Annotated in this window: 16 protein-coding genes and 2 pseudogenes; 5 read left to right on the forward strand and 13 right to left on the reverse strand. The window is 59.5% G+C overall.

The features are described 5' to 3' along the window. Positions 1 to 177: pseudogene (locus tag BN1800_RS17260) on the forward strand (IS110 family transposase); the annotation flags it as partial. A gap of 37 nt (positions 178 to 214) precedes the next feature. Here the strand turns inward: BN1800_RS17260 and BN1800_RS17265 are convergent. The 3 genes from BN1800_RS17265 to BN1800_RS17275 are packed head-to-tail and all read right to left on the reverse strand — an operon-like array spanning position 215 to position 4313. Further along, positions 215 to 487, reverse strand: coding sequence for a hypothetical protein (locus BN1800_RS17265; RefSeq protein ID WP_086999666.1), 273 nt, complete (start codon positions 485 to 487; stop codon positions 215 to 217). A 51-nt stretch (positions 488 to 538) separates the two neighbouring features. Next, on the reverse strand, positions 539 to 2437 hold the full coding sequence (locus BN1800_RS17270; RefSeq protein WP_086999668.1) for an ABC transporter ATP-binding protein: 1899 nt from the start codon (positions 2435 to 2437) through the stop codon (positions 539 to 541). A gap of 22 nt (positions 2438 to 2459) precedes the next feature. Further along, entirely contained in the window at positions 2460 to 4313 is a 1854-nt protein-coding gene (locus tag BN1800_RS17275) for an ABC transporter ATP-binding protein (protein WP_086999670.1), read from the reverse strand. 236 nt (positions 4314 to 4549) lie between these two features. Between BN1800_RS17275 and BN1800_RS17280 the strand changes: the two genes are divergently transcribed. The 3 genes and pseudogenes from BN1800_RS17280 to BN1800_RS17290 all read left to right on the forward strand — a co-directional run. Continuing rightward, the gene (locus BN1800_RS17280) at positions 4550 to 5011 is read left to right on the forward strand and encodes a hypothetical protein (protein WP_086999672.1); all 462 of its coding nucleotides are present in this window, start codon (positions 4550 to 4552) and stop codon (positions 5009 to 5011) included. A gap of 392 nt (positions 5012 to 5403) precedes the next feature. After that, positions 5404 to 6810 carry an FAD/NAD(P)-binding protein gene (locus BN1800_RS17285; RefSeq protein ID WP_086999844.1) on the forward strand — a complete coding sequence of 469 codons (1407 nt, stop codon included), beginning with the start codon at positions 5404 to 5406 and terminating at the stop codon, positions 6808 to 6810. A gap of 112 nt (positions 6811 to 6922) precedes the next feature. Continuing rightward, positions 6923 to 8386, forward strand: a pseudogene (locus BN1800_RS17290) (response regulator); the annotation flags it as partial. Positions 8387 to 8499: 113 nt separating this feature from the next. On the opposite strand, the gene BN1800_RS17295 reads toward BN1800_RS17290, so the two are convergent. From BN1800_RS17295 to cyoA, 5 genes are read right to left on the reverse strand one after another with little or no spacing between them, the layout of a single operon-like run. Beyond that, a complete protein-coding gene (locus BN1800_RS17295; RefSeq protein WP_086999674.1) occupies positions 8500 to 9240 on the reverse strand; it encodes an SURF1 family protein in 741 nt (246 codons plus the stop codon). 48 nt (positions 9241 to 9288) lie between these two features. Continuing rightward, a complete protein-coding gene (cyoD, locus tag BN1800_RS17300; protein WP_027511104.1) occupies positions 9289 to 9690 on the reverse strand; it encodes a cytochrome o ubiquinol oxidase subunit IV in 402 nt (133 codons plus the stop codon). Next, positions 9687 to 10307 (reverse strand): cytochrome o ubiquinol oxidase subunit III, encoded by a 621-nt coding sequence (cyoC, locus tag BN1800_RS17305; protein ID WP_027511105.1) that lies wholly within the window; start codon positions 10305 to 10307, stop codon positions 9687 to 9689. Before cyoC ends, cyoD begins: the two co-directional genes overlap by 4 nt. Positions 10308 to 10312: 5 nt before the next feature. Further along, positions 10313 to 12316 (reverse strand): cytochrome o ubiquinol oxidase subunit I, encoded by a 2004-nt coding sequence (cyoB, locus tag BN1800_RS17310; RefSeq protein WP_086999676.1) that lies wholly within the window; start codon positions 12314 to 12316, stop codon positions 10313 to 10315. 45 nt (positions 12317 to 12361) lie between these two features. Then, a complete protein-coding gene (gene cyoA / locus BN1800_RS17315; protein ID WP_027511107.1) occupies positions 12362 to 13549 on the reverse strand; it encodes a ubiquinol oxidase subunit II in 1188 nt (395 codons plus the stop codon). A gap of 372 nt (positions 13550 to 13921) precedes the next feature. On the opposite strand from cyoA, the gene BN1800_RS17320 reads away from it, so the two are divergent. Continuing rightward, positions 13922 to 15256, forward strand: coding sequence for an MFS transporter (locus BN1800_RS17320; protein ID WP_027511108.1), 1335 nt, complete (start codon positions 13922 to 13924; stop codon positions 15254 to 15256). A 68-nt stretch (positions 15257 to 15324) separates the two neighbouring features. On the opposite strand, the gene BN1800_RS17325 is transcribed toward BN1800_RS17320, so the two are convergent. From BN1800_RS17325 to BN1800_RS17345, 5 genes are all read right to left on the reverse strand, one after another. Further along, complete coding sequence (locus BN1800_RS17325; RefSeq protein ID WP_027511109.1) at positions 15325 to 15795, reverse strand: cyclic nucleotide-binding domain-containing protein; 471 nt, start codon at positions 15793 to 15795, stop codon at positions 15325 to 15327. A gap of 107 nt (positions 15796 to 15902) precedes the next feature. Then, positions 15903 to 18617, reverse strand: coding sequence for an ABC transporter transmembrane domain-containing protein (locus BN1800_RS17330; RefSeq protein ID WP_086999678.1), 2715 nt, complete (start codon positions 18615 to 18617; stop codon positions 15903 to 15905). Positions 18618 to 18808: 191 nt separating this feature from the next. Beyond that, a complete protein-coding gene (locus tag BN1800_RS17335; protein WP_086999680.1) occupies positions 18809 to 19942 on the reverse strand; it encodes a glycosyltransferase family protein in 1134 nt (377 codons plus the stop codon). Continuing rightward, positions 19939 to 21186, reverse strand: coding sequence for a glycosyltransferase family 4 protein (locus BN1800_RS17340; protein ID WP_086999682.1), 1248 nt, complete (start codon positions 21184 to 21186; stop codon positions 19939 to 19941). The genes BN1800_RS17335 and BN1800_RS17340 overlap by 4 nt, the downstream gene beginning before the upstream one ends. 11 nt (positions 21187 to 21197) lie before the next feature. Beyond that, positions 21198 to 22406, reverse strand: coding sequence for a glycosyltransferase family protein (locus BN1800_RS17345; protein WP_086999846.1), 1209 nt, complete (start codon positions 22404 to 22406; stop codon positions 21198 to 21200). Positions 22407 to 22490: the final 84 nt, after the last annotated feature.

Here is a 22490-nt window from a genome sequence, read left to right on the forward strand (position 1 = left end):
AGAAAGGTGCGGTCGGACACGGGCAGTAAAATTCCGATCGCGGGCATTCAGGAAGCCGGGCTGGATGGCTTCTGGATCCATCGTGCGCTGAAGGCGAACGGGATAGAAAGCCACGTCGTCGATCAGGCTTCGATAGCAACCTCGAGCAGTCGGCGACGAGCGAAGACGGACAGGTTATGCATAAAATGTGCAGAATAATAAAAAAGCCCGTGCCTCACGACAGACCCTTGATTGCATAAAATTGATCCAGCAAACCATTGATATAAATGACTTTTCTAACCATGAAAATATTCATGCATAAAAGATGCATGAAATACAGTTCACGGCTGGAGGCTGGCGCGCTCGATAGCGCATTCAGGCTCGTACGATGACGATATCGAACGCACCCTGCTGCCGCCCGAGCGCGGCAATCTGCTTTTCGCAGTTCCTCGATCTGGATGAGGATCTCGGCCCGCTTTCTCTTCAAGTCGTCCGCAACAAGAACCATACGCGACCACGCCTTAGGATCGCGGCGATCCTAAGGAGTTCAACGGACAGCCTATGTCGCCGACCTGCTAGCAGCCGTGTCCTCCAGGGCCTCCTCCGGAATGTCGTCGAAGGAGGCATAGTTCAGGTTGTAGAGTCGCGAATAGAGCTTGCCGTTCTTCATCAGCTGCCGGTGATTGCCGCTTTCGATGAGCTCGCCGTTCTGCAGAACGATGATGCGGTCAGCCTCGCGGATCGTCGCCAGCCGGTGGGCGATGACGAGGCCCGTGCGGTTTTCGAGGAGCTTCACTAGCGCCTTCTGGATCAGCATTTCCGTGTAGCTGTCGATATTGGCGGTCGCCTCGTCGAGCACCAGGATCTTCGCGTCGGCGACGAGAGCGCGCGCGAAACTGAGCAACTGCCGCTGGCCGAGCGAGAGGTTGCCGCCGCGCTCGCCGAGTATGCTGTCATAGCCTTCCGGCAGGCGCATGATGAAGTCGTGGGCGCCCACCGCCTTGGCGGCTTCGATCACCTGTTCGCGCGTCGCTCTTGTCTTGTGATAGCGAATATTGTCGAAGACGGTACCGGTGAAAAGGAACGGTTCCTGCAGCACCATGGCGATCTGATCGCCAAGCGAATCCTGCGTCAACGCGCGAACATCGTGCCCCCCGACCAGGACCTGACCGTGCTGCACATCGTAAAACCGGTGGATGAGCGACATGCAGCTCGATTTGCCCGAGCCGGTCGGACCTACGAGAGCCACTGTTTCGCCCGGACTCACCTTGAAGCTCACATGCTTGAGGACGGGATGCTTCGGATTGTAACCGAAGACGACATCACGGAATTCGACCGAACCATCCATGTCCTTCGAAAGAGCCTTGGCGTTCGGCGCGTCCTTGATATCGACCGGCACGTCGAGGACCTCCGTCAGCCGGCGACCCGAAGCCATGGCGCGCTGCATGACGGAATATTGCAGCGTCAGCGAGCGGATCGGGTCGAAGAAGCGCTGAATGTAGAAGAGGAATGCCACAAGCACGCCGACGTCGAGCGCCTGGTTCAGGACGCGCGCGCCGCCAACGACGATAACGAGTGCCATTGCCACGCCGGTCAGGCTATCGACGATCGGCACCATCACCTGGGCATAGCGGGCGGCCGTCAGATGCGTCTCGAGGTTCGCATGGGCTTTGTCGTCATAGAGCGTGAAATTGACGCTCTGGCGATCCATGCTCTGCACGGCACGAACACCGTGTATCGCCTCGGCGAGTGCGCCAGCCGCCACGGAGTTCGTCTCGTGCGCTGCCATGAAGGATTTGCGCGCCAGCGGCAGCCAGAAGAGACGGACGATGAAGAGGACAGGCAGGACGGAGAGTGTCAGCAGCCCGAGCTTGAAGTCGAGATAGAGCATGACGAAGACGATGCCGAAGAGCAGGGCGATATCGCCGACGGAGAGCACCGACGTCTCGAGAAATTCCTGCATGGAGTTCACGTCGCCCTGAAGGCGTGACATCAGCCGTCCGACCTCTGTCTTGTCCATGAAGGAAAGCGAGACTCTCTGGAGATGCGAGAACATCGCCCTGCGGATGTCGAAAAGCACCTCCTCGGCGACATTGCCGACCAGCGTTTCCTGCGCGTAGCTTGCCGCATAATTGATCAGGATCGCAATCAGAAAGGCGATGATCGAATAGAGGAGGGCGGAGCGATCCCCGCCCGGCTGCATGCCGTGGTCGATCGCGTAACGGATTATAAGGGGGATCAGCAACTGCATCGCCGTGAAGGTGAGCACGGCTGCAACCGACCACAGGACTTGCCGACGGTATGGCGCGACGAAGGTCCAGATGCGCTTGACGATGTTGCCGTCGAAGGCCTTTCCGAACATTTCTTCTTCGATGCGGTGCGAGCCGACGACCGCCCGCGGCGGGCGGCGGCCGTCCTCGCGAACGTCGGAGCGTTCGGTTTCCAGTTCCTCGGCCATGAAATCCTCCCGCGCCGGTTTCTCACGCGCTCAAAGCGTCGTCGCCCGGCCGTACCTGCAAGTCGTAAAGTGCCTTGTACCGGCCGCCATAGGCCAGCAGTTCCTCATGCGTGCCGTGCTCGACGATGCGGCCGTCCTCGACGAAGAGGATCTGATCGGCATGCATCAGCGAGCTCAATCGGTGTGCGACGATGATGGTAACGCGGTCAGCGGCATATTTGCGCATGGCGGCGCGGATCCGCTGTTCGGTCGCCGCATCGATTGCCGCCGTCGAATCGTCGAATACCATTACCGCCGGCCTCAACATCAGCGCCCGGGCTATCGAAAGGCGCTGGCGCTGACCGCCGGACAGCGAAACGCCGCGTTCGCCGACCACCGTGCCGTAGCCTGTCGGTAGGCCGAGCACGTAGTTGTGCAGCTGCGCGCTTTCGCTCGCCCGCTCGATCCGTGGCTCCTTGGCCCAGGGGTCGCCATAGGCGATGTTGTTTTCGATGGTCGTGGTGAACAGGAAGGAATCCTGCTGCACGACGGCAACGGAGCGGCGGAGCGATTGCAGCTTCACCTTGCGGACGTCCTGTCCGTCGATCGTGATCCTGCCCTTCGTCACGTCATAAAAGCGCGGCATCAGATGGGCGATCGTCGATTTACCGCTGCCCGGCGGCCCGACGATGCCGATCGTTTCACCGCGCCGCGCTTCGAAGGAAACGCCGTGGAGCACCTGATGCATGTCCGAGCTTGGATAAGCGAAGTCGACATCCTCGAAACGGAGCGTGCCTTCAGTCACCTTCAATTCTTTTGCACCCGGGGCATCACGTATGGCGATCTCGAGGTCGAGCAGGTCGAAGAGGCGCGTGCCGCATGTCGAAGCCCGGGCAAAGGCGTTGACCATCATGCCGAGCTGGCGCACCGGCATTTGCAGGATGGTCATGAACGTCAGGAAGGAAGCGAGCACGCCGACGGTGATTTCGCCCGCCATCACCTTTTCTCCGCCGACCCAGAGCACGAGGCCCATCGCGGCGAAGAAGGAAAAGGTCATGGCGCTGGTATTGGCAACACGGATACCGACGCGCTGATGCGCAAGCGTCAGCGCATTCTTCGAGGCTTTTTCGAATTTGGAGAGCTCATGCTCCTGCGCAGCGAATGCACGCACGACACGGATGCCGCCGAGGTTTTCCTCCATGATGCGCGTCAGCACCGAAAGCCGCTCCTGCAGGTCGAGCCACGTGGCCCGCAGCCGGAGCTGCGTCACCGATGAACGCCAGCCGACAAAAGGCACGAAACTTAGAGCCAGGAGACCAAGAACCACATCGGTCGAAATCAGCATGTAGGCGCCGATGCCGATCAGCATCGAGAGCAGGAAAACGCGCACAAGTGCCGTCGAAAAGTACATTCGCACGCCTTCAAGATCGAGCAGCCCTATGGTGATCAGGTCGCCCGAATGAACGGTGTCGTGGAAGCTGAAGGACAGCCGCTGGATCTTCTCGTAGCAGGCAAGCCGCAGTTCATAGCCGATATGGTGACCGACGCTTTCGCTGTAGTAGTTCTGGACCATCGTGAAGACGCCGCGAAGCACGCTGGCGCCGAGTAAAAGCAGCGCCGTCGTCAGCAGCGCGTCCTGCGCCAGCTGGCCGGCAGCTCCGCCCGTCAATGCAACCTGCGTATGATCGACTGCCTGGCCGAGCAGCCGCGGAATCAGAAGCTGGAATGTGGAGGCTATGAGGGTTGCGCCGATGGCGAAGCCCGCTTGCCAAGGGTGACGAAAGGCCATGACGGTGATGCGGACCAGAGTATAAAGACCCTTGCCCCAGCCTGCCGCATTCACAAGCGCAAGCGAAGCCGAAGGCTTCGTCGCGCGTATCGACGCATCGCTGCTCACGGTATTGATTCCAAATAGATGTATGGTCGGACGCTGGCCCGAAAAGACGGCAATTCCATGAAGGAAATGGTTAGCGCGCTTACTTTTGCTGATTCTACCTGAGCGTTCAAGTAAAGAATTCACCAGCTGGTTATTTTATCGTGAGTGACGGGCGGTGAGAACCGCAGCCCTAGCTCGATCCCAATCGGGGTAGGTGCCGCAGCACAAGAGGTTTTTTCACGATCCTTTCGGCAGACGTGACGAAGCAGGAAATCAGAAGGACGGCAGAGACCGAGGCGCAGAACAGCAAGCCGGCGGACACCGGCGAAACTGGCGGCAACACTGTCGCCAGCGATTGCACGACGGACCCGCCGAAAGTGCTCTGGCTCGCATTGTCGGCCAATGAGGACGGTTCGCCAGGGCGATCAACCTGGTCGGCGGCATCGATGCGCAGACACGATAGACCCCATGAGATGCGCGATTGGGTAAGTCCATCCATCAATTACGGCGGGCATGCCTTTGGCCTGCCTGACGCGGATTTTCAGTCATTTCTGTCACAAAGAGGCAAGTTTCTGAACGACATTACGGCACTGTCGCCCTCCTATCTGGTTCGAGCGAACTCGCCTCCGATCGTGCTCCTGTATTCGGGCAGCCTACGGGATCAATCGACCGACCACATGTCGCTCGTTCGCAGCCCGCAATTTCGGTGCCGGATTTGAGAAGGTCGCCGAAAAGAGCGGACATACTATGACCATTCTCGACGAGGCTGAGCGCATCCCGGCACGCTATAGCGACTTTTTCAATTTCCTGATCGACCGTATCAAGAAATAGCCGAGCAGACAGCTCTAGTGAAGAAGGCACCATCCCGACGGACGCGGCTAAGCAAAAAATTCTTTATTTGTATCAGCAGCCTGACTACCGGACCTGCAAGTGCGTAGAATAAAACGCTTGCCACCCGCCCATTTTGGCGCTTTCATACACGACTAGTTTGATAGACTATGGCGGCAAGCGTTCCAGACTGCCGCGTGAACCTCAGCAACGCATGAGCGTATATTCCTGCGTTGAAACCTTGATCGAGACGCGATGCGGGCCAACCCGCAAGGGAGTTGAGATGACGGTTCAGGGTCTTTTTGCTACGAAATTCCATGCGAAAGGGCAGGTTTCAGCGATACCGCGTATCGCCGTTGTCGGACGCGGCTTTTCCGGCATGATGAGCGCAATCGCCTTGATGAAAACGGTGCGGACACCGTTCCACCTTCAGCTTTTCGATCCGAATTCTTCGGTCAGCGGCGGTCAGGCGCTGTCGTCGACGCGTTCTTCGACGATCCTCAATACCCGTGTCCGCGATCTGTCCGTGTCGCTCGGCGACGCCGACGATTTCAACGACTGGCTCTGTAGCAACGCGGAGTTCCGGGCCGCCGTGCCCGCCGCGATCCCGGGTTTCCGACAGATTTTCGTTCCGAAGCAGCTTTTCAGCGATTACGTCTATCAGCGCTTTTCAGAAGCGCTCGCAGCCCGCAAGGATATCACCGTACAGGTCTGCCACGACCCCGTCGTCTCGATCCGCAGGAGACACGCAAACCGCTTCCTACTTGAGAGTGCCAATCCCGCCAATCCGATTTTCGATACCGTCATTTTGGCCACCGGTTACGGGCTTTCCGAGCCCGAGGCTGTCACGGAGGATCAGTCGCCGCTGCGGTCGCAGCGCCTCGTTGCCCGACCGCATGCGGCTCTGCTTGGAAGTGGCATTCGCGTTGTCGACCAGTTGCTGCAGCTGCGCGATAGCGGCTACACCGGCCAGATCACCATCGTCTCGAAACATGGTTTCCTGCCGCAGAGCCATACGCCGAATTCCGCCGATCCGGTTTTTCCGGCCGAGGAGCTGCCGCAAAGCCTGCCGGAGATCGTCCGCTTCATCCGCGCTGCCTGCCGAAAGGCGGAAGAAGAAGGCCGCAGCTGGCAATCGGTGATGAACGGCCTACGCAGACATGCCCGCTCGCTTTGGCGTTCGCTGCCGGCGCGCCAAAAACGCCAGTTCAACCGGCATCTGCGCGCCATCTACGACAGCCACCGCAACCGCCTGCCCGAGGCCATGTACCTGCGCTTGAAGCGCGAGCTTGCCGACGGCAATACCGTCCTTCGCCGTGGCACGGCCGGCCGCCGGGGGCTGAGCGGCATCTTCTTCACCCCGGCTGGATCGGATGTCGAGGAAGTCATCTATGCGGAGCGTGTTTTCGATTGTCGCTGCCGGGCGCCGAATCTCGCGATGCCCCTGATGCAGAGCCTGATCAGCTCCGGCCTCGCCATGCCCGACGAGCTTTCACTGGGTCTTGCTGTCAATCAGCGCGGCGAAGCCTGCCTGGAGGACGGATCGACGGTGGACGGCCTCTTTGCCGTCGGTCCGCTCGGCCTCGGCAGCCTGCCGGATATCGATCTGGTCCCTGAGATCGTCAGCCAGGCCTACGCGGCTGCGGACAAGATCGGGCAGCAGCTCCACCCTCAAAGCAGAGCTGTCTGAATTATTCAGACTTCCCCGGAACCATTTCGGCCTCCTTCGGTTTAGGCAACTGATGTTTTCTCTTGGGGGCCCTATGGAACTCGCCGATCGATATGATGCGTCTCTCACGGACGAGGGCCGCTTGCGATTACTTGTCGATGCCATCACCGACTACGCCATCTATATGCTCAGTCCGGAGGGCCGTGTCGCGACCTGGAATGCCGGTGCGCAACGCCTCAAAGGATATTCGCAGGAAGAGATCATTGGCGGGCACTTCTCGAATTTCTACACCGAGGAGGATCGTGCTGCCGGTGAGCCGGAACATGCTCTTGACGTTGCCCGCCGCGATGGCCGATTCGAGAAGGAGGGCTGGCGGGTGCGCAAGGACGGCAGCCGTTTCTGGGCGTGCGTGGTCCTTGATGCGATCAGGGACGACTGCGGTGAGGTGATTGGTTTTGCGAAGATCACACGCGATATGACCGAGAAGCGCGAAATCCAGTATGCCCTCGATCAGGCACGCGAAGAGCTTTTCCAGGCGCAGAAAATGGAGGCGATCGGCCAGCTCACCGGTGGCATCGCCCACGACTTCAACAATCTTCTGATGGCCGTTCTCGGGAGCCTGGAGATTTTGAAGAAGCGGATGCCTGAACAACCGGAGCTGATGCGCCTCGTGGAAAATGCCATTCAGGGTGCGCAGCGCGGTGCGGCACTGACGCAGCGCATGCTCGCCTTTTCCCGGCGCCAGGAACTGGCGGTCAAGACGATCGACATTGCCATGCTCATGGACGGAATGGCCGACATGCTGCAACGTTTGGTCGGGCCGCTGACCATGCTGGAAACCGAAGTGCCACGGGATCTTCCGGCAATTGCCACCGATCCCAACCAGCTCGAAACAGCCATCCTCAACCTGATTGTGAATGCACGTGACGCAATGCCGGGCGGCGGGAAGATCACCGTGAGGGCGGAAGAGCGGGCGATGGGTGACGGGAACGGGGCTGTTGCGCCCGGTACCTACCTGTGTATTTCGGTCACTGACCGCGGAGAGGGCATGGACGAAAAGACGCTTGAACAGGCGACGACACCCTTCTTCACGACGAAAGGTTTCGGGAAGGGCACTGGTCTCGGCCTGCCGATGGTTCAGGGGCTCGCGGCGCAATCAGGCGGCAAACTCGTGTTGAAGAGCCGTATCGGCGAAGGAACAGTCGCCGAACTTTGGTTCCCTGCGATCCCGGAGCAGGACGTTGCACCAGCAGAACATCCGGAGCAAGCGGCTGATCATCGCGACCTTCCGCATTCGCTGCGCATCCTGGCCGTCGACGATGACAGTCTCGTGCTCATGAACACCGTTCTGATGCTGGAAGATCTCGGCTATGAAGTCATCGAGGCGGCATCGGGTGCCGATGCGCTGGCCATCCTTGCCGCTGAACAGGTCGACCTCGTCATTTCCGACCACGCCATGCCGCGGATGACCGGTGCAGAGCTTGCGGAGGCGATCCGCCGTGATTGGCCGCAAATGCCGATCATCCTTGCCACGGGCTATGCAGACATTCCACCCGGCGGCGGCCTCATCGACCTGCCGCGCCTCGGCAAGCCCTTTTNCGGGCTATGCAGACATTCCCCCCGGCGGCGGCCTCATCGACCTGCCGCGCCTCGGCAAGCCCTTTTCGCAAGCGCAACTTGCCGAGGCAATCAGCCGGACGATTGCCGCGACTACGGCGTTCGAATCTCGCCGCGGATCACGTATCCCAGCAAACCTGCCACCATCAGCGCCAATCCAAACCATGTGATCGCGTAGACGAGGTGGTTGTTCGGAAAGACGATACGCGTCAATCCGCCGACCGGTAAGCCGCCTGGGTTTGGCGTCGCATCTGTATCGATGAAATAACGAGCGGCGTTTGTGACGCCCTTTTCCACCGCGATCGCCGCGACATCGCGGGAATACCAGCGGCCCGAGGCCGGGTCGTTCGACTGCAGCAGCGAGCCTTTCGGCTCCGTCATCCGTATCAGCCCGGTGATCGTGACCGGACCGGAGAGTTGGCCGGACTGCCGGGTTTCAGGATTGCGCTTGTCGACCGGCACGAAGCCACGGTTGATCAGGATCGCCTTGCCATCTGGAAGCGACAGCGGTGTCATCACCCAATAGCCCGGTCCCAGCTCAGTCGAGGCATAGACCAGCGTCTCCTTACCGTTCTGCAGTGTGCCGGTCGTCGTTACGCGGCGGTATTCGTCATCGGCGGCGTTGACTGATCTGCCGAGCGGCGCCGGAACCGGTTCGGCTTTTACCCGTTGATCGACCCGAGCAATGAGATCGAGTTTCCAGGATAACCGCTCCACCTGCCAGACGCCGAGCGCAACAAAGCCCGCAATCGACAGAAGCATTAGGCTGCAGAGCATTGCGAGCTTGACTGCCGAGCGGCGCCGGTCTTTCGGTTCAGGAGAGCTGTTTGACATGGCTACAAAACCGGAGCGGGCGGCCTGCCGCCGCCCGCTCGATGCCCCCTAGGGCATGTTCTTCATCACTTCGGGGCTCATCGGCATCATATTGGTATTCAGATGATGCATGACCCAGAGCGAGCCGGAAAGCGCGATCGCCACGATCACGATGGTGAAGATCAGCGCCATCATCGTCCAGCCGCCCTCCGAGCGGGTGTTCATGTGCAGGAAGCAGATCATGTGAACGACGATCTGTACGGCGCCGAGGGCCATCACGAGCGTGGCCGTCACCGCCGGGCTTTCGAAGACGCCGGCCATGACAAGCCAGAAGGGGATCGCGGTCAAGATGACCGAGAGGACGAAGCCGATCGTGTAGCTCTTTAGCGAGCCATGGCCCGCCCCGTGCCCGTGGCTGTGGCCATGATGGGCTTCGTGCGCGTCCTCATGCGCGGGTGCTTGCGAAATCATCCGAGAACTCCCATCAGATAGACGAAGGAAAAGACGCCGATCCAGACGACGTCGAGGAAGTGCCAGAACATCGAAAGGCACATGAGGCGGCGGCGGTTGGCCTCGATCAGGCCGTGCATCGAAACCTGCACCATCAGTGTCGCCATCCAAATGATGCCGGACGTGACGTGCAGCCCATGCGTTCCGACCAGCGTAAAGAAGGCCGAAAGGAAGGCGCTGCGCGATGGGCCTGCGCCCTCGTTGATCAAGTGGATGAACTCGTAGAGTTCAAGGCCGATGAAGGCCGCGCCGAAGAGGCCGGTCACCGCCAGCCAAATCAGCGTGCCGGGTTTGCTGTTTTTTTCCATCTGCAGCATCGCAAAGCCATAGGTGATGGAAGAAAAGAGCAGCATCGACGTGTTGACGGCGACGAGCGGCAGGTCGAAGAGGTCTTTCGGGGAGGGCCCGGCCGCATAATTGCGGCCGACAACACCGTAAGTCGCAAACAGCACCGCGAAGATCAGGCAGTCGCTCATCAGGTAGAGCCAGAAGCCGAGATTCGTGCTGCCTTCCGGATGATGTTCCTCGGTCAGATAGAATTCAGGCTTTTCGGCCGTGTCGATGGTATGATCGCTCATGGTCATCACACCTGTGCCGCAAGCAGTTCGGTCCGCTTGCCTTCCGTTTTGCGGACGTCTTCCACCGGGATGTAGAAGTCGCGCCTATAGTTGAAGGTATGGGCGATCGTGACGACGAGCAGCCCCACAGCGGAGAGCACGACGAGCCACCATATATACCAGATGAGGCCGAAGGCGAGAGCCACGCTGATGGCCGAAAGGATCGCGCCGGTGCCGGTGTTTTTCGGCATGTGGATCGGCTTGAAGCCTTCAAGGGGCCGTTCGTAGCCGCGGTTCTTCATGTCGTACCAGCTGTCATGATCGTGCACGACCGGCGTGAAGGCGAAATTGTAATCCGGCGGCGGCGAGGAAGTCGACCACTCCAGTGTGCGGCCATCCCATGGATCACCTGTATGGTCGGCGAGCGCCTCACGCTTCATGAAGCTGACGACGAGCTGAACGAGGAACGCCAGGATGCCGAGCGCGATCAGGAAAGCACCGAAGGCCGCAATGATGAACCAGATCTGCAGCGACGGATCCTCGAATTGCGAGACACGGCGGGTGACGCCCATCAGGCCGAGCACATAGAGCGGCATGAACGCCAAGTAGAAGCCGGTCAGCCAGAACCAGAAGCTCACCTTACCCCAGAAGGCATCGAGCTTGAAGCCGAAGGCCTTCGGGAACCAGTAGTTGACGCCGGCAAGCAGGCCGAACAGCACGCCGCCGATGATCACATTGTGGAAGTGGGCGATCAGGAAGAGCGAGTTGTGCAGCACGAAGTCCGCAGGCGGAACGGCGAGCAGCACGCCCGTCATACCGCCGATGACGAAGGTCACCATGAAGCCGACGGTCCAAAGCATCGGCACCTCATAACGAATGCGGCCGCGATACATGGTGAAGAGCCAGTTGAACATCTTCGCTCCCGTGGGGATCGAGATGATCATCGTCGTTATGCCGAAGAAGGAGTTGACGCTGGCGCCGGAACCCATGGTGAAGAAGTGGTGGAGCCAGACGATATAGGAAAGGATGGTGATGACCACCGTTGCGTAGACCATAGAGGCATAGCCGAAGAGGCGCTTGCCGCAGAAGGTGGCGACGACTTCCGAGAAGATGCCGAAGGCCGGCAGCACGAGGATATAGACCTCAGGATGACCCCAGATCCAGATGAGGTTGACATACATCATCGGATTGCCGCCGAGGTCGTTCGTGAAGAAGTTCGTTCCGGCGTAGCGGTCGAGCGACAAGAGCGCGAGCGTTGCCGTCAGGATCGGAAAGGTGGCGACGATCAAGACGTTGGTGCAGAGCGAGGTCCAGGTGAAGACGGGGAGCTTCATCATGGTCATACCGGGCGCGCGCATCTTGACGATGGTGGCGATCAGATTGATGCCCGACAGTGTCGTTCCCACACCTGCGACCTGCAGGCCCCAGATGTAGTAATCGACGCCGACTCCGGGACTGTAGTCGGCGCCTGAAAGCGGCGGGTAGGCAAGCCAACCGGTGCGCGCGAACTCGCCGATGAAGAGCGACAGCATGATGATGATGGCGCCGGCCGTCGTCATCCAGAAGGAGAAGTTGTTGAGGAACGGGAAGGAGACGTCACGGGCGCCGATCTGCATCGGCACCACGAAGTTCATCAGGCCCGTGACGAAGGGCATGGCCACGAAGAAGATCATGATCACGCCGTGGGCGGTGAAGATCTGGTCATAATGGTGCGGCGGCAGGTAGCCTTCCGATCCGTTGAAGGCGATCGCCTGCTGGATGCGCATCATGATCGCGTCCGAGAAGCCGCGCAGCAGCATGATGACGGCGAGGATGACATACATGATGCCGATCTTCTTGTGATCGACGCTAGTGATCCAGTCGTGCCACAACGGACCCCAGAACTTGAAATAGGTGATGAGGCCAAGCACGGCCAGACCACCGATCACCACGGCGATGAAAGTCGCGACGAGGATCGGCTCGTGATAGGGGATCGCTTCAAGCGTCAACCGGCCGAAGATGAACTTCAGGAGGTCAGGATTGGAAAACATGGATTAACCCGTTCATTGGTGTCTTAGCGACGCAAAGCGCTAGGTTTAATTGTTGTTGCCCGGCTGAGCCGGATTGCCGCTGCCGTGGTTCATGTCCGGCATCGAATGGCCGTCGTGCTGCATTCCGGGCATGGTCTGCCCGCCCTGCTGCGGTTGGGCGCCGGGCTGCTGGCCGCTGTTTTCCGTGCCCTTCGGCGCCTCGTCGCTGAAAGCCGGCGTGCCGGTTGCCGGGAAGGTCGGGGCGTTGGCGCGTTCGCCCTGTTCGGCATGACGGTTGTCATATTCCAGCCGCTCGCGGTTTTCGGCGCTTTCCCTGCCGCCGCCGCCCATCATGTCGATATGCATCATCTCGTTCATGCACATCTTTCCGGGTGTCGCGCACATGTTGAGGATCGCCTCGTAGAGGCCGGCCTCGGCGCTGGAGTAATAGCGCACCGGCTCGCGTTCGCTCGGCTTTTCAAGCTTCAGGTAGGCATCGCGGTTCAACGCCGTACCTTGGGATTTGACGCGGGTGACCCAATCGTCGAAGCCCTGCTGGTTGAGGCCGTGAAACCTGAAGCGCATGTGCGAGAAGCCATCGCCGCTGTAATTGGCGGAAAAGCCCTCGTACTCGCCTTCCTTGTTGATGACCGCGTGCAACCTCGTCTGCATGCCCGGCATGGCGTAGATCTGGCCGGCGAGCGCCGGGATATAGAAGGAGTTCATCACCGAAGAGGCGGTGATCTTGAAATTGATCGGCACGTCGACAGGGGCGGCCAATTCGTTGACGGTCGCGATGCCGAGATCCGGATAGAAAAACAGCCATTTCCAATCGAGCGCTACGACTTCGACAGTCAGCGGCTTCGCATCGGCAGGAATCGCACGTTCTGCGTCCAGCCGATCCAGCACGCGATAAGGGTCGAGCTTGTGGGTGCTGATCCAGGTGATTGCGCCGAGCGCGATGATGATGGCAAGCGGCGCAGACCAGATCACGACTTCGAGGCGGGTCGAGTGATGCCATTCCGGATCATAGGTCGCCGCCGTGTTCGAGCGCCGGTACCGCCAGGCGAAGAACAGTGTCAAGAACAAGACGGGCACGATGATCAGCAGCATCAGGAAGGTCGAGACCATGATGAGGTCCGCCTGTTGATTGGCGATATCGCCCGAAGGCGACATCACCACCAGATTGCACCCTGCCAGCATGAATAGCGGCAATACGAATAGAAGGCGGGAAAACTTCATCAGTTTTTGCACGTCTCTAAGCTCTTGTTGTTTCGTCCGAACCGCGACTAAAGCACGGAACGGCATGGTGACATGAGGTGTTTGGTCGCAGTGCAGCAAATATGCCGCGGTGCGGCAGGATATCGCTTTTTTACGGCCTTCCTGAAATCCTGATTAATTCAGTAAGGATTTTGATCGGCGATAAAATGTTTCCCGGCCTATATATCCGCAAAAGCAGCGTTGGCCAGTTTCCGCCAGCCGTCCCTCATGCATTTTGCGACCTGCATTGCAATTTTGGAAATGGATGATGAACTATTTACGCCACGCGGACTTGATAACCCGGCAGGTTTGATCAAGATCGTCTTGAGGCGCTTCGTACAAGCACTTCAACGAGGGAGGCGTTAAATGGCTGAAACACAAGTACACTACGGACCGTCATCGCGCACGCTGGAACGCGACGCCCGCAGAATTCATGACGATAAGCCGGTCTCGCCGGGCAGCATCGCGATCGGTGTCGTCATCGGGCGCATGTCGGAATTTTTCGATTTCTTCGTTTACGGCCTGGCCTCGGTTCTCGTCTTCCCGCAGCTTGTCTTTCCCTTCGCGCCGGACCGGCTGACCGCCACGCTTTATTCTTTCGCGATCTTTTCGCTGGCTTTTCTCGCCCGCCCTGTCGGCTCCGTTGTCTTCATGACGGTCGACCGCCTTTACGGCCGCGGCACAAAACTGACGATCGCGCTCTTCCTGCTTGGCGGTTCGACAGCCTCGATCGCCTTCCTGCCCGGTTATAGCCAAATCGGCTACTGGTCGATCGCGCTGCTTGCGCTCTTTCGCCTTGGGCAGGGCTTCGCCCTCGGCGGCGCCTGGGATGGGCTTGCTTCGTTGCTGGCGCTCAATGCACCGGAACGGCACCGCGGCTGGTATGCGATGATCCCGCAGCTCGGCGCGCCGATCGGCTTTGCCCTGGCGAGCACCCTCTTCGGCTTCTTCGTTGCCAATCTTTCAAACGATGATTTCCTCTCTTGGGGCTGGCGCTACCCGTTCTTCGTCGCGTTCGCGATCAACGTCGTGGCGCTCTTTGCCCGCCTGCGTCTCGTCATGACCAAGGAGTTCGGCACGCTTCTGGAGCAGCATGAATTGGAAGCCGCGCCAATTCTCGATGTCCTCCGCATCCACGGCCGCGATATCCTGATCGGCGCCTTCGTGCCTCTCGCAAGCTTTGCGATGTTCCATCTCGTTACCATTTTTCCGCTTGGCTGGATGAGCCTCTACGGCAGTCAACCGCTCGGCACTTTCCTGGTCGTGCAGATCATCGGTGCCATGGTCGGCATCGTCGCGATCATCGCCTCGGGCCTGATTGCCGATCGCATCGGCCGCCGCGGTCAGCTTGCCGTCTGCGCCGTGCTGATTGCGATCTTCTCGTTCATCGGCCCGATGCTGATTGCCGCCGGCGACACTGGTCAGGATGCTTTCGTCATCATCGGCTTCGGTGTGCTTGGCCTTTCGTTCGGACAGGCGACCGGTTCGATCTCTTCGCGATTCGGCCGCGGCTACCGCTACACGGGCGCAGCCTTCACGTCGGATCTCGCGTGGCTGGTGGGTGCAGGTTTTGCGCCGCTCGTTGCGCTTGGCCTGTCCAGCCGCTTCGGCCTGCCTTTTGTCGGCTATTACCTGCTTTCAGGCGCCATCTGCACGCTTGCCGCGCTTGCCTTCAGCAAGGCGCTGGAGCAGCGCGAATAGCGACGACTGAAGCATGAAGCCCGCCGGCTGTCCGCCGTACGGGCTTTTCACGTCTGGATTCGCCGAAATTACTGAAGGGCTGCCTGCGGCTTTTTTGCAGCACGTGCTGCCGTCAGTTCCGCGGTCGTATGGTTCAGGCGGTCGGCAAGGACGCGCATGATCTCGACGGCGATTTCGGGAAAATCGCTGAGAAGCTTCAGGAAATGTTCCTTGCTGATGCGAAGCACTTCGAGCGCGGAGGTGGCACGGACGGTTGCGGTACGCGACACGTCACAGAGAATGGCGATTTCGCCGACGATGGAATTAACCTCGACATCGGCGACCTTTATGTCGCCTGCAGGCGAATTCACCAGAATATCGGCGGTTCCGGAAAGCACGACATAGGCCGCGTCGCCAGGATCGCCTTGGTGGAAAAGGTCCTGACCGGCCTTGTAGGTCATCCGGTCGGAGGTGAAGGCCAAAAGCTTGAGTTTCGCCGGGGCGACCCTTGCGAAGATCGGCACCCGCCGTAGCATTTCGACTTCATCTCTCAACAGCATGAGCGTCTCACCCCCTGCCGCTTCTCCTCGCCGAAGGAGAACGCGCTTTAAAAAACTCTACTGACATTCCCTCGCAAGAATGCCGTCTCTGCCGCCCTAATAGAATATTACGATAACAGTTCCTTGAACATACCGTTTTTCTCGGAAAGTTCCGGATAGTTCCCAGCTTCCACTAAATCACCGCGATTAAAAAGCAGAATCCGATCGAAGATTTCTGCAAGTCTTGCGTTTGAAAGCACCCAGATAATCGCTGGACGTTTACCTTCCTCGTGTAGACCTTGAACGACATTGCGGATGATCTGATCCTGCACACGCTGATCGAGCGCGGGAAGCGGCCGGTTGAAGATGAAGTAATCAGAACGTTTCAAAAGCGCACGGGCAAGGTTGAGTTTTTGCCGCTGGACCATGGTCAATCGTTTGCCGCCGGAGCCGACATCGAATTCAAGTCCGATCGACAACACGTCGTCGAAAAGATCAAGTGTGTCGAAGAGTTCGCTCATGATGGTACGAATACGATCGGACGCGTCCGCCTGTTGATAGGCGATGCGGCCGAACAGCACATTGTCCATCAGCGACGCGGATGAGGTGAAGCGCTCGGGATCGTAGCGCTCGATGAGAGCTGCCAGATCGTCCGGTATATTCTCGTGAAATTGCTTGCGGGCGCCCACGATCTTCGCCATCAGCTCATCGCTCAGCAAGCCGAAGCGGTGGCGCGGCTCGATATAGGCAAAGCTCAGCCGGATGATCATCGACCGCTCGTCGATAGTCGCATCCTCGAACCTGCGGCTCTGCAATTTCTGCAGCAATGCCTGATAGGTCGGAATATCATCCGCCGTCATGAAGGTCAGTTGCTGGAAGAAGGGGTGGTCCGGCGGCAGATCGTGGAAGAGTTCGACGGCGTTTTCGGCGATTTCCAGACCCATCGCATAGAGGTCGTTGCTGAGGCCGGTATCGCGGAAAAGCTGCTGGAAATACGGGTGTGCCGCAAGCCTGCGGTTGTTCATCATCGGCCGTTTCATCGTGCCGAAAAGCAGGTTTTCACCGACCGTTGCCTGGGGATTATAGTTGTCGAAGTCAAAGGGCACGACAACGGCATCGAGGTTCTCGTCCTTCATGCGTTCGCGCAGCGACCGGCGCAGATCAACGATGCGACCTGCAAGAGCAACGTGCACGCTTGTGTCGACCGTCGAGCGGAGAGCAAGGTCAAGTATGTCGTGCGAAATCAACACGGCATCGAGCACCGGCCGGATCGCCGTCAGCAGATCGTCCGGGCCGGTCGCGCCGGCGGCGTTGTAATCCACCCAGTCGCTGTTGAGGTCGAGCGTCGGGTTGCCGGCCTTCAGCGCCTCGGCGGCATGCCATTTGAAGTCCTGGGCGGCCTCGCCTTCGTAGCCCGGATCGGTCAGCGGCGCGTGCTTGAGGCCGTAGAGCAGGTTGTCACGCAACGTGCCGTGGAAAAAATAAGTATCGGCGGAAGCGTAGGAAATGCGGCGGCCGGTAATCGATTCCGGCAGTTCCAGAAGGTCGCGGCCGTCGATGCTGATACGGCCCGAGTCGGGCCAGACGATGCGGCCGAGCGCTTCTGCGAAAGCCTCCGCACCGCTGCCGTTCGGCCCGACGATCGCCACCGTCTCGTTCGGCCTGATCTCAACCGAGACGCGATCGACCAGACGCGCGCCGCTATCGTCGCTGACGGCGAGGTTGCTGACGACGAGTGCCGCCGTCAGTGGGCCGACTGCTTCTGCCGGGATTTCCTGGATCCGGCTGTCGATGAGGGGCTCGACATTGAACTGTTCATAGACCTGCTGATACTTCACCTGAACGTCCTGGCGCATCTGATCCCAGTCGATCAATTCCTTCAATGGTCCTGGAAGATCCTTGTAGGCGCTGATGACGGCGACGAGCTGGCCTATGTCAAGGCGCCCGTGCAGCGCCAGATAGCCGCCGATCGCGTAGAAGAGGAAGGGGGTCACCTGAGCCAGGAAGTTGTTCAGGAACTTCACCAGGAACTTCCACTGGTAAAGGTCGTAACGAATTGAAAAGATCAGGCCGAGACGCGTAGCGATGTCAGCACGTTCCAGGTTCGAGGTGTCATTGCCATGGATCGTACCGATCCCCTCGACAATCTCGCCGACGCGGCCGGAAAGCTCGCGGGCCGTCAACTGGCGCTGGCGGCCGAGCTCGAGCAGCCGTTTTCTCATACGCGGAATGATGACCGCCTGCACGCCGACGATTGCTGCTGCAATCATGCCGAGCCAGAAATTCTGGACAATGATGAAGGCAAGCGCCGTCAGCGCCTGGCCGCCGAGAAGGGCAGGCGAGACAAAAGCATCACCCGTGAAGCCGCCCATCGGCTCCACCTCGTCCTTGATCATCGTGGCAATTTCAGCAGATTTCACGCGCTTGAAATGAACGGGCGGGAAACGCAGCACCCGGTCGATCAATTGAAACCGGATACGCCGCAGCATCCGTTCGCCGAGGCGGCCCTTATAGGTGTTGATATAGAACTTGAAGAGGCCGTTCAGCACCACCAGTGCCAGGAAGACGAGGCTCAGCGCCATCAGCGTCTGCAGCCGGTTGAGCTGCAGACCCTCGAAGAATTCGACATGCCCGATCAGCGGGATGTCGTAGGCAATATGCATGAAGGTCTGCCTCGCATTCGCATTCTCGAAGCCATCACCCTGGATCGGTCCGTTGACGATCTGTTTCGGCAGATCGAAGGACAGGAAGTAAGGGACCATCGAGACGGCGACCACGGCCAGAATCCAAAGCTGCTGCCGGCGCGTGTTCGACCAGATATAGCGGGCGAGGCTTTTTTCCATGCTAATCGTCAGCCTGATGGGAAAGGGCGGACCGCGATATCGGGCCGTTCAAAAGGGGAGATGCCGAAAACAGATTCATGCAACCGGACCGCCGGATATCGTAGAAGATCAAGGAGAAGCGGATTGATGTGGAATGCCGATTCTCGCCAGAGGTTAGTTATATCACAGGATTTTCATAATAGGCGAGCGATTCAACCGAGCATCGATCGGATGATCGAAGCGGTTGTCCCGGCGCCTGTCAGATCGAGCGCGACTTCCTTTCTGGCCGGCGCTGCAAGCGCGCTTTCGACCGCCGCCGCCACGTGCTCGGCCGTCAATCCTTGCTCCGGAAGAATAGTGGCAAGACCCATCGCCTGCAGGCGCTCGGCCCGCACGGTCTGCTCCGTTTCGCCGCCGGTGACAAAGGGAATGAGGATCGAGCAGCAATCCGCATGCAGCAGGTCTCCGATCGTATTGTAGCCCGCCTGCGAGATCGAGACCTTCGCGCCGCGCAGCAGGGAAGGAAAGTCCTTGCGGAAGCGCGTGAGCGTGATGTTAGCGGGCGCATTCCGGCTCAGGCCTATAAAGTCCGCTTCCGGCAAATTGGGACCGGTAACGAGCAGCCAGCGATGGCTTTCGGGGAGCATGGCGGCTGCATCGCGGGCCGCGCGGATCAGGTCCAGGCCAACGGCTCCGCCGCCCGCAGAGGCAATGATGTCGAAGATTTCCGCTGACTCGGCCGCTGGTGCTGCTGCAACGAGGCCTGTGTAATGCACCTTGTCTGCGATTTCAGCTGTCAGCCGAAAGGTATCTTCAAGCCGCACGAAATCCGGATCACCGTGAATAAGCACGGCATCGAAGTGGCGCTTCACCAGGTCGACGGTTTCCTCGTCGCGCCCTGGCTTGCGGTTTTCCTGCAGGATGTCGCGCACGGAGGTGAAAAGCTTCGGCCGCGGATCGGTCTTTTCGATCATATCGAGCAGCGGCAGCAACTCGAAACGCATCTGCCGCCGGCCGAAGGGGAAGGCCTCGATTATGACGGCGTCCGGCTTCGCCTCTTGAAACGCTGCAAGCAGCAGATCGCGACGTCGCGAGAGAAACTCCTCGCCGGCGACATTGCCGTCGGCGTCCGCAAGGCCAGAAAAGCCTGCATTGCTGGCGACGACCGCTGGCAGCGCTACGGTCTTCACGCCGTCGCCGGGAAAACCGGAAACCGGCAGGCCGCCGGTCACGATCGTCACATCGAAGCCGTCATTGGCCAAAGCGTCCGCAATGCGGCTTGCGCGCGCGATATGGCCGATGCCGAGCAGGTGCTGGACGTAGAAGAGGATGCGTTTTGCACTCATGAGGGTTTTTGCCATTCCTCTTCAAAGAGGCGTATTAGCTGCCTTACGCTGGAATGATAGTCGAAATGTTCACGCACGCGTTTTTCCGCCGCATCGCCGAGACGGCGGCGCAGCGCCGGATCACGGATTGCCGCCTCGAGTGCATAAGCGAGCGCCTGCGGATCATCGGGCGGAACGACAAGACCGTTCTCACCGTTGGTCAGCAGTTCAGGAACGCCTGAAACATCGGTCGAAAGGCACATCAATCGCTGGCTCGACGCCTCGACCAGCACGTTCGGCAAACCGTCCCGATCGCCGTTGGATGCGATACGGCACGCAAGCGCGAAGAGATCAGCCTGGCGGTAATGGCCGAGCACCTCCTCCTGCGCCATTGCGCCTTTCCAGCTTATCTTGCCGGCAAGCCCGAGCTCTGAAGCAAGAGCTCTCAGCTTGGCAAGTTCATCACCACCGCCGATATGCTCGAAACGCCAATGCAGGCTTTTCGGAAGCAGGGCAAGCGCGCACAGCAGCACGTCGTAGCCCTTCTTTTCGACCGCCCGGCCGACGCTCAACAGAAGAACCGGATGGGCAGGGTCGGCGCCGTCGCGGCCTGAATGTTGGCCTTCGAAATGGCCGAAGCGGGCCAGATCGAGGCCGTGATAGCTGAGATGCACCGCATCCGGCCGGTCGGTTAGGCTGCGCATATGCTCGTAGCCGCTCCTGGTGCATGTCACTGCCCAGCGGGCGCTGCCAAGTTTGATATTTAACTCCCAGTCGGGCGACGTCCAAATGTCTTTCGCATGTGCCGAGACGGTCCAGGGCACGCCCGTCAGGATGCTTGCATATTCGGTCACAGAAGCAGGTGTGTGGATGAAATGCGCGTGCAGCCACTGGCCGCTATCCGGCCATTCGCAAGCCAGGACCAGCGCCTGACCGAGGCGGCGGAAGCGGTTGCGGGACATATCGCGCGGCAGATCGGCCAGGAAGCGCTTCATCAACGCCTTGAATCCCGGCTTTCCGACGCCGGCGAAAAGTCCCTTCAGTACGCGCATCGGCTCTTCGTGCAAGTATTCCGGCAGGTAGACGACGCGGGCCTTGATCTCGTCATGCACTGGATGGCGTTTCTTGTCGGTCGGCCGCCTCATCGAAATCAGCGTCAGGTCGAAGCCTGCTTTTTCCAGGCCAAGCAACTCTTGGGCAATGAAGGTTTCGGAAAGGCGTGGGTAGCCTTTCAGCACGACAAGGATCTTGCGGCGTTCCGGCAAGGCTTTGTTCTTTACTCTGCGCCGACGACGGCAAGACGGCTGCCGCGATTGTCGAGCCAGTGGCCGACTGTCTGCGAAATATGATCGAGCCCTTCGAGTTGCATATCGCTTCCGCTCTTTGATGGCGGCAGACGTTGCGGCAGCCGCTTCAGCGCCTCGGCCATGACGGCCGGATCAGCCGACTGATCAGGAAGCAGCATGTCCACCAGGCCGAGGTCGCTGGCGCGCTGGGCGCGCAGCAACTGCTCTTCCCTCGGCTTGATGCGCGGCACGATGAGGGCCGGCTTGTCGAAGGAAAGGATTTCGCAATAGGTGTTGTAGCCACCCATGGCAACGACGCCTGTGGCGCCGACGATGAGCTCTTCCATATGGTTGTCGAACTCGATCACCTCGATATAGGGAATCTTCTCGCCCTTCCTGACGAGTTTCGACCGCTCGGCTGCCGGCATATAAGGCCCGAGTACGACCAGTGCTTTTTGCTCAAGCGTCGCATCATGCTCATAGGCGTTCATCACGTCATGAACGAGGTCGGAGCCATCCCCGCCGCCGCCGGTGGTGATGAGGATGTAGTCGTCCTTGCGGGCATTAATCGAGGTGTTTCCTTTCGATACGCTGCGCTGCAGGAAGCCGACGAAGTCCATTTTCCGGCGCACGCTTTTCGGGACATCGAGGCCGATCAGCGGATCGTAGAACTCGGGCGGCCCGTACACCCAAACGCTGTCATAATACTGGTCGATCTTCTGCATGATGCCGTTTCGCTTCCACTCGGCGTCGAGCAGATGCGGCGCATCCATGATTTCGCGGAGACCGAGCACCAATGTCGTGCCCTGCGCTTTCAGATAAGCAAGCGTATCTTCGACTTCGCCCTTGAGTCCCATCGGCTCCTTGTCGACGATGAAGATGTCCGGTTGGAAGGTCTCAGCCGTATGGCGGATGCTCGATTCGCGCATCTTCAGCGTTTCGTGCAGGTCGATATGGCTCGCCATCGACGTATATTCGCCGTTATGAAGTTTGATCACGCTGGGGATCTTCACGAAATCGACACGCGCCCGGTAGTCGAACGCACCGGCGATCGTTGCGCCGGAAATGATCAGCACATTGAGACCGCGATAATCCTCGACCAGCGCATGTGCGATTGTCCTACAGCGGCGCAGATGGCCGAGCCCGAACGTGTCGTGGCTATACATCAGGATGCGAGCATCTTCCACGCGTCTGGCCATGGGCAGTTCCTTCGGGGCGAACGACATACTTAGACCCCCAATTTTCCGGAGGCCGAGACATGGCAGAACGGAATATCTCCGCCG

It is taken from the genome of Rhizobium sullae, from assembly GCF_900169785.1.
Lineage (GTDB): Bacteria > Pseudomonadota > Alphaproteobacteria > Rhizobiales > Rhizobiaceae > Rhizobium > Rhizobium sullae.